This window comes from Shimia sp. R10_1 (assembly GCF_017744095.1).
Taxonomy (GTDB): domain Bacteria; phylum Pseudomonadota; class Alphaproteobacteria; order Rhodobacterales; family Rhodobacteraceae; genus Shimia.
Genome location: NZ_JAGHQX010000001.1, coordinates 15,139 through 27,423, shown reverse-complemented (window position 1 = coordinate 27,423; position 12,285 = coordinate 15,139). Strand labels below are relative to the sequence as shown.

At 56.6% G+C, this 12,285-nt stretch carries 12 protein-coding genes; 3 read left to right on the top strand and 9 right to left on the bottom strand.

Features of this window, described 5'->3' with window-relative positions:
* Window positions 1-26 precede the first annotated feature (26 nt).
* Window positions 27-356, bottom strand: coding sequence for a sarcosine oxidase subunit delta (locus J7413_RS00090; protein WP_209095282.1), 330 nt, complete (start codon window positions 354-356; stop codon window positions 27-29).
* 15 nt (window positions 357-371) lie between these two features.
* Window positions 372-1,619, bottom strand: coding sequence for a sarcosine oxidase subunit beta family protein (locus tag J7413_RS00085; protein WP_209095280.1), 1,248 nt, complete (start codon window positions 1,617-1,619; stop codon window positions 372-374).
* Between the two features lie 179 nt (window positions 1,620-1,798).
* Here J7413_RS00085 and ccmI point away from each other — a divergent pair, with 179 nt between their 5' ends.
* The 3 genes from ccmI to J7413_RS00070 are packed head-to-tail and all read left to right on the top strand — an operon-like array spanning window position 1,799 to window position 3,737.
* Window positions 1,799-3,028 (top strand): c-type cytochrome biogenesis protein CcmI, encoded by a 1,230-nt coding sequence (ccmI, locus tag J7413_RS00080; protein WP_209095278.1) that lies wholly within the window; start codon window positions 1,799-1,801, stop codon window positions 3,026-3,028.
* Window positions 3,025-3,507 carry a Holliday junction resolvase RuvX gene (gene ruvX / locus J7413_RS00075; protein WP_209095275.1) on the top strand — a complete coding sequence of 161 codons (483 nt, stop codon included), beginning with the start codon at window positions 3,025-3,027 and terminating at the stop codon, window positions 3,505-3,507. The genes ccmI and ruvX overlap by 4 nt, the downstream gene beginning before the upstream one ends.
* Window positions 3,504-3,737 (top strand): DUF1289 domain-containing protein, encoded by a 234-nt coding sequence (locus tag J7413_RS00070; RefSeq protein WP_209095273.1) that lies wholly within the window; start codon window positions 3,504-3,506, stop codon window positions 3,735-3,737. The genes ruvX and J7413_RS00070 overlap by 4 nt, the downstream gene beginning before the upstream one ends.
* Window positions 3,738-3,821: 84 nt before the next feature.
* Here the strand turns inward: J7413_RS00070 and J7413_RS00065 are convergent, their stop codons facing one another.
* From J7413_RS00065 to J7413_RS00035, 7 genes are all read right to left on the bottom strand, one after another.
* The gene (locus tag J7413_RS00065; protein WP_209095271.1) at window positions 3,822-5,060 is read right to left on the bottom strand and encodes a calcium-binding protein; all 1,239 of its coding nucleotides are present in this window, start codon (window positions 5,058-5,060) and stop codon (window positions 3,822-3,824) included.
* A gap of 160 nt (window positions 5,061-5,220) precedes the next feature.
* The gene (locus tag J7413_RS00060) at window positions 5,221-6,012 is read right to left on the bottom strand and encodes a hypothetical protein (protein WP_209095269.1); all 792 of its coding nucleotides are present in this window, start codon (window positions 6,010-6,012) and stop codon (window positions 5,221-5,223) included.
* On the bottom strand, window positions 6,006-6,833 hold the full coding sequence (locus tag J7413_RS00055; RefSeq protein ID WP_209095267.1) for a sulfite exporter TauE/SafE family protein: 828 nt from the start codon (window positions 6,831-6,833) through the stop codon (window positions 6,006-6,008). The genes J7413_RS00060 and J7413_RS00055 overlap by 7 nt, the downstream gene beginning before the upstream one ends.
* Before the next feature lie 123 nt (window positions 6,834-6,956).
* Window positions 6,957-7,955 (bottom strand): tRNA dihydrouridine(20/20a) synthase DusA, encoded by a 999-nt coding sequence (dusA, locus tag J7413_RS00050; RefSeq protein WP_209095265.1) that lies wholly within the window; start codon window positions 7,953-7,955, stop codon window positions 6,957-6,959.
* Window positions 7,956-8,212: 257 nt separating this feature from the next.
* Complete coding sequence (locus J7413_RS00045; protein WP_209095263.1) at window positions 8,213-10,342, bottom strand: choice-of-anchor L domain-containing protein; 2,130 nt, start codon at window positions 10,340-10,342, stop codon at window positions 8,213-8,215.
* A 537-nt stretch (window positions 10,343-10,879) separates the two neighbouring features.
* Entirely contained in the window at window positions 10,880-11,650 is a 771-nt protein-coding gene (locus tag J7413_RS00040; RefSeq protein ID WP_209095261.1) for a hypothetical protein, read from the bottom strand.
* A 65-nt stretch (window positions 11,651-11,715) separates the two neighbouring features.
* Window positions 11,716-12,231, bottom strand: a complete 516-nt coding sequence (locus J7413_RS00035; RefSeq protein WP_209095260.1) for a DUF805 domain-containing protein — start codon at window positions 12,229-12,231, stop codon at window positions 11,716-11,718.
* Window positions 12,232-12,285 lie beyond the last annotated feature (54 nt).

Genomic DNA, 12,285 nt, shown 5'->3' with positions numbered 1-12,285 from the left:
GCGGGCATATTTCAGCAGAGGGTAAATCAGGAAAACTCGCGCCAGCTCCAGCCGGGGTATGTTTCGCTGATTTTGTCCTTGATCTCTTGCGGGGGCTCCAATGTTTGGGCCGAATAGGTGCCAAACACCTGCAAAGTCGTGGTGCACCGCGCCGCATGGAAGAACTTGCCGCAGCCGTTGGAGTGGCGCCAGCGCTCAAAATGCACGCCCTTTGGGTTTTCGCGCATGAAGAGATAGCCTTCGAACTGATCGTCACTGGAGCCGGGACCGAAGCGCTTCAGGTGCGCCTCGCCCTCGGCGTGCAGTTCAGTTTCTTCGGCCCAGACGCCGCAATAGGGGCATTGAAGTGTCAGCATATCTGCACCCTTTCCTTAGTGTGCCACGCCAGCCGCGACGCTTTCGTCGATGAAGCGGCCTTCGATGAAACGTTCCATACCAAATTCCGCAGACAGCGGACCCGGCTCGCCTTTGGCGATCAACTCGGCTGTCGCCCAGCCGCCGCCCGGAATGGCTTTAAAGCCGCCGGTGCCCCAGCCTGCGTTGATGAAGCAGTTGCCCAGCGGGGTTTTGCCAATCACCGGAGAGCGATCGCCGGTCACATCCACGATGCCGCCCCACTGGCGCAGCATTTTCAGGCGGCTGACCATCGGGAAGGTTTCGACCAATGCGCGCACGGTTTCCTCAACGTGATGGAAGCTGCCGCGCTGGGTGTAGTTGTTGAACCCGTCTGTGCCGCCGCCAATCACCATCTCGCCTTTGTCAGACTGAGACATATAGCCGTGCACGGTGTTGGCCATCACAACCACATCCATACAGGGTTTGATCGGCTCAGACACCAGCGCCTGAAGCGCAACAGATTCCATCGGCAGACGGAAGCCCGCCATATTGGCGAGATCACCGGAGTTGCCCGCCACAACAAGGCCAAGCTTGTCACAGTCAATCGGACCTTTGGTGGTGTCCACGCCGGTGACCTTGCCGCCTTCTTGGCGCACGCCGGTCACTTCGCATTTCTGGATGATGTCCATGCCCATGTCAGAGCAGGCACGGGCATAGCCCCAAGCCACCGCATCGTGACGGCCTGTGCCGCCGCGCGCCTGCCAGAGACCACCCAAAACCGGGTAGCGTGGACCATCAAGGTTGATGATTGGCACCAGCTCTTTCACACGCTCAGGGCCGATGAATTCGGTCTGCACACCCTGCAGGGCGTTGGCATGTGCGGTGCGCTGATAGCCGCGCACTTCGTGCTCGGTCTGCGCCAGCATGATCACACCACGTGGCGAGAACATGACGTTGTAGTTCAGATCCTGAGACATGGTCTCATAAAGTGAGCGCGCCTTTTCATAGAGCGCTGCAGAAGGATCCTGCAGATAGTTGGAGCGGATGATCGTGGTGTTCCGACCGGTGTTGCCGCCGCCAAGCCAGCCCTTCTCGATGATCGCCACATTGGTGATGCCGAAGTTCTTGCCCAGATAAAAGGCGGTGGCGAGGCCATGCCCGCCTGCGCCAACGATGATCACATCGTATTTTCTCTTGGGTTCCGGTGACCGCCATGCGCGCTCCCAACCAGTGTGGTAGCGGGCGGCTTCGCGGGCGATAGCAAAGGCTGAATATCTTCTCATGAGGCGTGATTCCGATATGAGGCGTACTTATCTGAGTATATGGTCTTTTTGGTTAAAGGGCGTCGGCGGATAAAGCGCCCATTTGAGGCTTGGTTGCGACATGGGGTGCCAGATGGCGGATTTTCCCTTTTCCGCGCCGCTGGGCGACACTACATGAAAGCCAACCTTATGGAGAGCCCATGATTTTCTGGATTGTTGCCACTGCGCTGGTTGGAACAACAGCAGCGATGCTTGCCGTTGCGATGCTGAAACGTCGCGAAAACGAAGAACATCCCGCCGCTTATGACCTGCGGGTGTATCGTGACCAGCTGAAAGAAGTGGACCGCGATCTGGCGCGGGGGGTGCTTGCAGAAGACGATGCCGAACGGATGCGCACAGAGATCGCGCGCCGCATTCTGGCAGCCGATGCGCAAATGCAAAAACACGACGCCGAGGCGCAGACCTCCAATGGCAGCACAAAGGCTTTTGCCGCGCTTCTGGTGACTGCAGTGATCGGAGCGAGCTTTGGGCTCTATCTGTGGCTTGGGGTGCCGGGGCATCCTGACATGCCCTTGCAAGTGCGCTTTGAAACATTGTCTGAGCAGATGAAGGCGCGGCCCAGTCAGGCCGAGATTGAAGCGGAGCAAACCCCAACTCCGGCGCTTGAACCGGATGCAGAATTTGCCGAGCTGATGGAAAAACTGCGTAAAGCTGTGGCAGAAAACCCTGATGATCTGCGCGGCCAGAGCCTTCTGGCGCGCAATGAATCCTCGCTGGGCAACCACAAAGCCGCCTATGCGGCGCAGGCGCAAGTGCTCGCGTTGAAGGGTGATGCAGCCACCGCAGGGGACTATGTGTTGCATGCCAACCTCCTGATTGCAGCGGCGCAGAACTATGTCTCCCCTGAGGCGGAGGCGAGCCTGCGCGCAGCGCTGCAGCTGGATCCGCTCAACAATCTGGGGCGGTATTATCTGGGCCTGATGATGTGGCAAAATGGGCGCCCGGATGCCGCTTTCCGCCTGTGGGATCAGGTGTTGCGCCAGAGCCCGGCGGAGGCCCCCTGGGTGCCAGCGATCCGCAGCACAATCTCTGAACTCGCCTGGTATGCGGGTGTGGACTATAAAATGCCCCCTGCCCCACATGCGGGTGTGGCTGGCCCCTCCGAAGACGATGTCGCCGCCGCGCAGGAGCTGACGGCGGAAGACCGACAGGCGATGATTGAAAGCATGGTCGCGGGGCTTTCTGACCGGCTCGCGACCGAGGGCGGCACACCGCAGGAATGGGCACAGTTGATCAGCGCCTATGGCGTTCTGGGGGAAACCGCCCGTGCGCAGGCGATCTGGACCGAGGCGCAGCAGGTCTTTGCCTCTGTACCTGAAGCTCTGGAAATTGTACGCGCGGGTGCTGAAAGAGCAGGACTGTTACAATGACCCCCATTTTCGAAAGCATCGAAGAGCTCGCCCCACAGCTCAGCCCCATGACCGCCCTGATGGGGCTCGATCTTGGCACCAAGACCATTGGTGTCGCGATCAGCGATGGGCTGCGCACGGTGGCGACACCGATTGAAACCGTGAAGCGCAAGAAATTTGGCGTGGATGCGCAACGGCTGGTGACACTGCTCAATGAGCGCGCGGTCGGCGGAATCATCTTGGGGTTGCCACGCAATATGGATGGCACGGAAGGCCCACGCGCCCAATCCACCCGTGCTTTTGCCCGCAACCTAGCACCGCTGGTGTCGGTGCCTATCGGCTTTTGGGACGAGCGGTTGTCCACTGTGGCAGCGGAAAGAGCGCTTCTGGAGGCGGATACGTCACGTAAACGTCGCGCAGAGGTCATCGACCATGTGGCCGCATCGTATATTCTGCAAGGAGTGTTGGACCGTTTGAACCATCTGGGGAGCGCGACGTGAGCAAAGACACCGTATGGCAACGCAATGAGGTGGAGAGCCCCTGCGTTAAACTATGCGTTGTGCATCCCGAAGAGAAGATTTGCACCGGATGCCTGCGCACGATTGGTGAAATCACAAGCTGGTCGAAAATGACATCCGATGAACGCCGTGCCATCATGGACGAGCTGCCAACCCGCGCGCCACGCCTGAAAAAACGGCGCGGCGGCCGCGCGGCACGGCTGAAGGGGTAAAGGGCTCTAAAGCCCAGGAGCGGTCGCTCATATTTTTCAACGCGGAACACTGCCCCATGATTGAACCATGGGGCACTATATTTGTCAGCTAAGTGCCACGCGGCTGTCTTCTACAACGCTGACATTACTTGCAGTGAAACCAGAGCCGAATACCTCGGCCACATCCTGATCCCCATAGCTCACAGTAAACCAGTTTTCGCCCAGTTCTGCAGATGGCGTTACGGTGATGTCACTCGCGATCGTGCCCGGCGGGACAAGAATCACAAGCTCATCTTCTACCGATGCGAAATCTGTTACCTGTGGCAGGTTGTCTGGATCCACCCACTGCCCCGTTTGGAAGACATCTGCGCCATCGCCGCCTTCTGCTGTGTCACTGGTTCCAAGAACCAATGTGTCCTCACCCGCACCACCACGGAGGATGTCCGCATCACTTTCGTCGACCAATACATCGCCAGAAGCGCGAATTTGCTCTTTTACGCCGAGAAGAACATCGTTGCCTTCACCACCATCTAGGGTGTCATCTCCAAGATCACCTGCAAGAGTATCATTGCCAGCGTCACCACTGAGCGCGTCATTGTCATCGCCGCCATGGAGGTTGTCGTTGCCTTCACCACCGATCACCGTATCAGCGCCCCAACCTCCTTTCAGGCTGTCATTGCCGATCCCGCCGTTGACTTCGTCGTCACCAAGATTGCCCAACAATGTGTCATCGCCATCTTCGCCCAAGAGGGTGTCATCACCGCCCCCCCCTTCAGCTCGGTCATCATGCAAGCCGCCATTCAGAACATCGTTGCCATCGCCGCCGAGCAGAGTATCCTCGCCCCAGCCCCCAAGTAGACTGTCGGCTCCATCTTCGCCCAAAATCCGGTCGTCATTTGTGCCACCATCAAGCGTGTCGTTGCCGTCACCACCTTCTAGTGTATCGGAACTGTTCCCGCCTGCTAGCAGGTCATTCCCGGCGCGTCCCAGCAATTTGTCATTCCCATCCTGACCGCGAAGGGTGTCACCACCTTCCCCGCCATCCAGCCGGTCAAGTCCGTCGCCACCTGCCAGAATATCGTCACCTTCATCTCCCAGCAGCGTGTCATTGCCACCACCACCTAAGAGTGTATCGTCACCCAACAGGCCATTTAGAAGGTCGTTGCCCTTGCCCCCCTGAAGGCGATCGTCACTTTCCCCGCCTGTCATGGTGTCGTCACCGTTGATGTCAGCCGCCTCTGATCCAGTTTCGCCGCCTGTTGCACCAGCGTCATCCTCAGATCCATCATCCAACATTGAAACACCGCCGACCGCGGCAAGCCCCAACAACAACAGTAATTCCATAGCCCTATGCCTCTGACAAAATACTCTCTATGAGATATAGGTCAAAATTATACACAATCTTTAGGAAAATAAATGATTAGTTAACGGCCGTTTCCAAAGCTAACACAATCTGCTCAAAAAACGCCAATTCTCTGCGAGAAAGGGCACACACTGCCCCCTCTCAGGGATTTTCCAACCACCGCGTGGCTCCTTCAGGCAGGATTGGGCGGAAATAGGCAATCGCGCGACACTCTTCTTCAGATTGCGCCGCCGACTCACCCGACCACGCTGCAACCCCATGCAGACAGAGCCGGTGCATCAGGATTGCTTCGCCAGGGTTTGCACAGACCGTCACGCGTTTGCAGGTTTCAAAAACCTGTTTGCGCGCAGCCTGATAGGCGACGCGAATGTCGGTCTGCGCCCAGGCCGTTTCGGGCACGTCTGACAGCGCGTCGCGCAGTGCGGCTTGCAGGATGTTATGGCTGCCTTCCCAGATCACCAGCGGCGCCTGCTCAGCCGTGTTTTGCGTCAGCGGCAACCCAAGGATCCAGGCGTGAGGTTCTGCAATATAGCGCCCGCCATCCTCGCCTTTCTGCAACCCATCCAAATGCGCTGCGTCGCGGTTCTGGCGATAGCGGAACCCCACTTCCGTTTCGCCCAAACGTGGCCGCGGATAGCCCGGTCGGGTGACGGACAGCTGCCCCGCATGCAATGGCAACACCGTGCCATAAAGTGCGCGGATGGCCTCGACCGGTGCGCCACTCAGAGGCGCCCCACCATCAATTGCGCCCGCGGCATCATTGGGCAGCGCATCGACACCAATGAACCAAGTGTCTTCGCAATCCCACCACTGCGCATGCTCAGGCTTACGCATCGCCAATTGCCCCGCCTGCCAGGCGGTTTTGGCCCAATCCTGCACGGCAGCATCGTAAGGCAGTTTGGCCCAACCGCGCTCCAGCGAGACACTTACCATCCGAAGGCCTTTCGCAGCATATTTAGCGCAACCAAGGTCAGGAACACCGCAAACACACGTTTGAGCGGCTTGGGATCCATGGCATGCGCCAGTTTCACGCCCAGAGGCGCAGTTATCAAAGTCATTGCAATGATGATGAAAAAGGCCACCAGATTGACCGCCCCCAAGGTCAAAGGCGGACGGCTTGCCGGGTCAATCTCCACAAACAGAAAGCCGATCACCGCAGGCACCGCAATGGTCACGCCGAAACCTGCTGCCGTGGCCACGGCGCGGTGGATCGGCACGTTAAACAGCGTCATCAGCGGCACGCCAAAACTGCCGCCACCGATGCCCATCAACACAGACAGAAAGCCCACAGCCGGGCTGAGTGTGAGCCGCTTGGCCGCTTTGGGCATCTCTTGGCCGAGGCGCCAATGCGCTTTGCCAAGCCCCATGTAGGCGCCAATCACCAGCGCCAGACAGCCAAAGACGATCTGCAAGGTCACCGAGCGTAGGTTGGCCGCCACCATCACACCAATGATTGCCCCAGCCGCAATACCGGGAGCCCAGCCGCGCAGGATCTCCCAGTCTACCGCGCCTTTTTTGTTGTGGCTCGCGACAGAGCGCAGCGACGTCACGATGATGGTTGCCAGAGAGGTTGCCAGACAGATCTGCATCAGCTGCGGCCCGTCGTAGCCAAGTGCGGAGAAGGCGTAAAAAAACGCAGGCACAAGCACAATGCCGCCGCCCACGCCCAACAAGCCGGCCAAGACGCCCGCAAGCGCGCCAATGGCCAGCAAAAGCGCAAGCATTTGTAGTAGAAGGGCTGGATCTTGGGACATCGTTGGCTCCGCAGGTTGTTCGCGCGCGAAGGTAAAGCCGAAATTCTGCCCTGCTGCAAGCAATGCCAAAGTGGGCCTGCGCTGCGTCACGCAGCCGTGACCAAACTGCGCCTGCCCCGCGCCTCAGGCGGCGGACTGTGTCACATGCGCAAGCGCAGCCAAGACCGTATCCGGCCCGGCAGATTTAGCCGTGGCATGTTCAGACAGATAGCGCCGCCACGCCCGCGCGCCAGGACGGCCGGCAAACAGGCCCAGCATATGGCGCGTCACCTGATGCAACTTGCCACCTTGGGAAAGGTGCGCCTCGATATAGGGCAGCATTTGCTGCACCACCTCAATTGGATCGCTGTCGTCACCAGTGCCAAAGATACGACGGTCGGCGGCACAAAGCACATCAGACGGCGTGTGATAAGCCGCACGCCCGATCATCACCCCATCCAGGCCCTGCGCCAGGTGTTGCTCTGCCTGTTCAAGGGTTTCAATGCCCCCGTTCAGGGAAATATGCAGCTCGGGAAAGGCCTGTTTCATGCGATGCACCAGCGGGTAATCCAGTGGCGGAATGTCGCGGTTTTCTTTCGGGCTCAGCCCCTGCAACCAGGCCTTGCGTGCATGGACAGAGATCCGTGTGACCCCGGCCTTCGCCATGGTCTCTATAAAGTGGGGCAGCACCTCTTCGGGGATCTGATCGTCCACCCCAATGCGGCATTTCACCGTGGCTTCCACCGATACAGCATCCTGAATGGCCTTCATGCAATCGGCGACCAGATCCGGCGTGCGCATCAAAACCGCACCAAAGGTGCCAGACTGCACCCGATCACTTGGACAGCCGCAGTTGAGGTTGATCTCATCATAGCCGCGCGCTTGTGCGAGCTTGGCGGCTTTACCAAGCTCCTCAGGATCAGAACCCCCAAGCTGCAGCGCAATCGGATGCTCCTCCTCACTGAAATCAAGCAAATGCACCGCCCCACCCCGCACCAACGCCGGGGCTGTGACCATTTCGGTGTACAGCAGCGTTTCTTTTGACAGCAGACGGTGCAGGTAGCGGCAATGACGGTCGGTCCAGTCCATCATGGGTGCAACGGACAGGCGCGCGGCGCGCCAAGTTTCTGGTTGTTGTGCCATGTGTTCGTGCTCTACCAATTTTGCGCCGGCGCATTTTGCTCGGATCGGGTTTATCATGGCGCATTTTTATTCCTTGCGACAGGGAGGCACAAGGCGGTGCCAGCCAAACCGCAAACCCCTGGCCATCCCTCGCAGACAAAAACCTCGGCGCGTCTGAGAAATCTGACCTCAGCCAGCCCCAGCCCCCGCAAACACTGCGCCCCCAAAATCGCTAAGGATCTTGGGGGCGATGTTTGATCGCATGGCGACGTGGGCGCTTAGAGGATCATGTCTGTGTCGAGCGGGGCGAAAGTATCAACTTCGACCGTGCCATCATCAAAGGTCGTGATGCGGGTCGTGCGGCTGCCCTCATCGTTGTACAGAGTTTCTCTTTCCAACCAATCAACCACATCATCCGGGTCTGTCTGAATTTGTCTGGACCGGACGCCATCGACATACTCAATCGTTTTTGTGAGCCCGTTGTCAAACGTGGTTGCCTTGGAAAACGCAAACCCGTCGGGACCGAAGTTTGTCACAGTCTCTGCCCAGGATTTCACATCATCAACGTCTGTTTGCGTAAGCGTTGAGCGCACACCGTCGACAAATTCCATCTTTTTGACACGCCCGTCATCAAAAGTGGTCGTTTTCGAAGACACTGTGCCGCTGCCATCATATTCGACGATGATTTCAGACCAGCTCTTGCTGTCGTTCGGGTCCGTCTGGGTGAGTTTAGACCGAATGCCTTCGGAGTACTCCAGATCTTTGACACGCCCATCATCCAGGGTGTTCACAAATCGGGTCACCTCGCCATTGGGTGCATACCCCCGCATCTGCGTGTCCCAGGCGCGCACGTCAGAGGCATCCGTTGTGAGCTCTTTGGTGCGCACACCATCTACAAAGGTCGTCTCCCGCACACGGCCGTCATCAAACACCTTGGTTTCAACCGTTGTGTTGCCCGCGTCCTGTCCAAGACCGTTTACAACAACAGTCACCTGCCCCAGCGACTCGCCGCCATTGCCATCGGATACGGTGTAGATAAAGGTGTCGGTCGCAGTTTCGCCGTCATTCAGATCGTCGAACTGGCCATCCGGGTCATAGTTGAACGTGCCGTCGCCATTGTCCGTGACCAGCCCCAAGGTGCCTGAAGTGTCCAACCCGATGAGTGTCAGGTCATCGCCATCATCATCGCTGTCGTTGGCGAGAACCGAAGCCGTGGTAAAGGCTGTGTCTTCATCCGTTTCAAAACCGCTGCCACTGTCATCCACAACCGATGGGGCGGTATTGGGGAACAGAACGTTGATTTCTGTGCCTTCCTCTGTGGTCTGCGTCACGAACTCGGCCCCTTCAAACTCACCTTCGAGGGTGATCTTCAGATCAGGTTCGCCGTCATCATCCGTATCAATGTCCAAAATCGCGGACCCAAAAGTGACCTGAATGTCTTCTTCAGAGAACATCGCGCCGTCCACGACAATCACATCATCGGTGCCAAAGTTTGTGATGATGTCATTGTTCAGCTCGTCTTTGTCGCCCTTTACTTTGTCTTGGCCGCCGAACAGGTTGATTTCTTCGGCGGACAGACCTGCCTCAATGTCATCGTCGCCATCGCTGCCATCGTTCACGATCAATACACCACCGCCGGTGGCACCCCCACCAAGCAGCTCGATGTTGGTGACAAACAAACCTGAATCAAGAACGCCATCACCCGTGTCAGCCACACCGATCTTGATCGTGTTCTCGCCCGCATCAAGCGCAGCACGTACGGTTAGAACCTGGCTGAATCCATCCCACTCAATCGGGAACGCACCGCCGGTGTTGTCAATAAAGTTTTCGTTGATCAAGTTCTTGTCAATCACGCTCAACGGCGTCGTTGGATCATCGTTGAAAAGAGCGACGTTTTGCCCGTTCACAAACACGGCGGCAACATCAACGAAGGAAGAACTGGAATACTCCGGAAACTCCTCTGAGCCAAAAACCAGATCAAACGAGATCCCATCTGTGTTTGGATCCATCACATTCAAATTAAATTCCAGAACGGAAGCATCCTGCGTCGCTCCAGCGCCCCCAAAAGCGCTTGTAGCAACAGCGTCCAGATCACTGTCCCCCGGCTCTCCGTGCTCCACCGAAAATTCAGGTTGAGTATTGGAGTCACCAGGAAGTCCGCCAGAAGATAAGAAGAACCCTTCGCCAAGCGGAACGAAACCGTCAACGTCCACGCTCGGAATGAAGAAAGCGGCCTCTCCGCTCCCGGTGTAGGTCACATTAGAAATGTCCGCATCAACTTGCGCATCCAAAATTTTCGCGGCCACATCACTCAGAGAACTGAGCCCTAATTCGGTTTGAAGGTCGGAAAAGCTTGTGTCGTCACCAATTGTCGCGGCCAAGCCGCTATCTAAAGTTATTTCAGCCATTATTGATATCTCCAAAATTAAGACAAAAGAATTGAAGTTATGAATTTTTCTAGAACGATCGCAAAACTCAGATTGTGATATTTTGCGACGTAAAAACACTCGGCACAGAATGCGCCGAAGGTAGATTAATACATAATGATTTCAAGGAAGTAGGGAGCGGGAACTATGCTCCTCGTCACAACACCGGTTAATTTCACCTGCCCGCGTGGAGGGAAAAGAGATCTCGAAACAGATCAACGACTATAACCAATGACATAAACCCAAAAACCTCAGATATTCGATAAAAATAAAAACAATCTATAATTGATTCTTAGCACGCAGATATTCATCTGTCTAGAAAATGAAAACCTCAAATCGGGCTGCCTTTTCAAACTGATTTTGGGTTCAAATACACATTCATAACGCCCAATCTCAAAATAGGTTTCCATCATGAAAACGGATGCAATTTCCTAAAAACAATAGGGTCGACGCATACAGAAATCACCGACACAAAAGACAAGAGTGTCGCCGCGGCGATCCCCCCATACCGAGCCTCGTTTATTCACATTCGTCATACCTGTAGTCGCCGTATTCAACCCAGCTTGTCGCGCCGTTGTCGAAAATCAGCAGCTCGGACCTGTCCTCCCCCAACAAGGCGACCACGAAGTGAGCTGGCGGCTTGGAGTTTCCAAAATAGCTGTAGGCCGTCATGGCGCGTGTGGTGGCGTCGTTCACTGTGATCAGCGCATCCCATTCAGAGGACGGTTCCTCGAGCAGTTCAAATGCTATTTCTCGTTTGATGCCGCCTCCACCACAATAGGTCGCATGGCTGTCATACCCTGTGTCAACGACATCGGTATCGGATACGGGACAGATTTCCTTCAGCGACTTAATGGCTTTTGCCGATCCAGACAGGTCGAAGCTGGCGTAGCGGAGATCGCTGCCGATTTCTGAAAACGCGAGCCTTTGACCTTTGGCCACCTGATCCCACACGAACAAGAGATCATCGAAGGCCGCAAACACGATTTCAACCGGATAGTTGTCAACAATACGGATTGTGGAATTCACGGGCCCCACTTGAAACACCGCATCAGCCTCGCCCTGCGCATTCAGAACCTGTAAGCTCACCTCTTGTGCGTCGCTTATCTTTTGACTGTCCTGATAATTGGGCGGCACAAATCGGAGGCGGTCGCACTGTAGCTCCACACTTGCGGTTTCTTCCTGAGAGAATGCCATAGGCGTGGGCGCCGCGTTGAATGCCCAGTCTGCATGCAGTGTCGTCGCAGTTAAGGCGCTCAAGGTGGCGATTATAAGTGATGTACGCATCATAACGGTTTCCCCATTCGTGACTGTGAATTTAGGCTGCGCATTGAGCGCCGAGCCCAATGGCGGGCTCAGGTCATCGACGGCCCATAGTCGTTTTCTCCCTCTTGCGATGGTCTGGTGAGCCACCAAATCATCAAAATCGAAAGGGCCAGTTGCAGTATCCAGACGGTGACAAGCCCGCCCACACCCAAGAAGGCGGCTGGGCCGCGCAATGCATCTGCATTTTCTACGTTCTGCTCCAGCACAGAAAACGCAGCGACGCCACTCAGGAGCAGAACCACGCTCGCCAAACTCAAACCCAGGGGCAGCAAGAGATACCAGCCGGGCCGCCCCGTATCATGCAAACGCCGCCAGCCAGCCGCCAGCATCGGCAAAGCGACACCCAACTGGACCAAGGGCGTAATCACTTGCCGCCCTTCTCCTGTTTCAGCATCCACACCAAATAGAAAGCTGTCCAAGATCGCAGAGACGACACTCACCAGAACCACAAAGAGAACGAACCACCAGTATTCGGAGCGTTGTGCTCTTCCGGAGAAGGTGAGGTATTTTCCAAAGCAGGTTTTCACGGCATCTGTGAACTTCATCTCAAGTCTCCCATTGTTTCGTTCTGGTCTCGCCCTTTCAAAAGGGTGGCAGCC

What these genes read in the sequence shown, in the direction of transcription:
- J7413_RS00055 (WP_209095267.1), bottom strand. Translation starts at nt 6,833, where the DNA reads ATGTCCCAAGATCCAGCCCTTCTACTACAAATGCTTGCGCTTTTGCTG.
- ruvX (WP_209095275.1), top strand. Translation starts at nt 3,025, where the DNA reads ATGACCCCCATTTTCGAAAGCATCGAAGAGCTCGCCCCACAGCTCAGC.
- dusA (WP_209095265.1), bottom strand. Translation starts at nt 7,955, where the DNA reads ATGGCACAACAACCAGAAACTTGGCGCGCCGCGCGCCTGTCCGTTGCA.
- ccmI (WP_209095278.1), top strand. Translation starts at nt 1,799, where the DNA reads ATGATTTTCTGGATTGTTGCCACTGCGCTGGTTGGAACAACAGCAGCG.
- J7413_RS00045 (WP_209095263.1), bottom strand. Translation starts at nt 10,342, where the DNA reads ATGGCTGAAATAACTTTAGATAGCGGCTTGGCCGCGACAATTGGTGAC.
- J7413_RS00090 (WP_209095282.1), bottom strand. Translation starts at nt 356, where the DNA reads ATGCTGACACTTCAATGCCCCTATTGCGGCGTCTGGGCCGAAGAAACT.
- J7413_RS00065 (WP_209095271.1), bottom strand. Translation starts at nt 5,060, where the DNA reads ATGGAATTACTGTTGTTGTTGGGGCTTGCCGCGGTCGGCGGTGTTTCA.
- J7413_RS00085 (WP_209095280.1), bottom strand. Translation starts at nt 1,619, where the DNA reads ATGAGAAGATATTCAGCCTTTGCTATCGCCCGCGAAGCCGCCCGCTAC.
- J7413_RS00060 (WP_209095269.1), bottom strand. Translation starts at nt 6,012, where the DNA reads ATGGTAAGTGTCTCGCTGGAGCGCGGTTGGGCCAAACTGCCTTACGAT.
- J7413_RS00040 (WP_209095261.1), bottom strand. Translation starts at nt 11,650, where the DNA reads ATGATGCGTACATCACTTATAATCGCCACCTTGAGCGCCTTAACTGCG.
- J7413_RS00035 (WP_209095260.1), bottom strand. Translation starts at nt 12,231, where the DNA reads ATGAAGTTCACAGATGCCGTGAAAACCTGCTTTGGAAAATACCTCACC.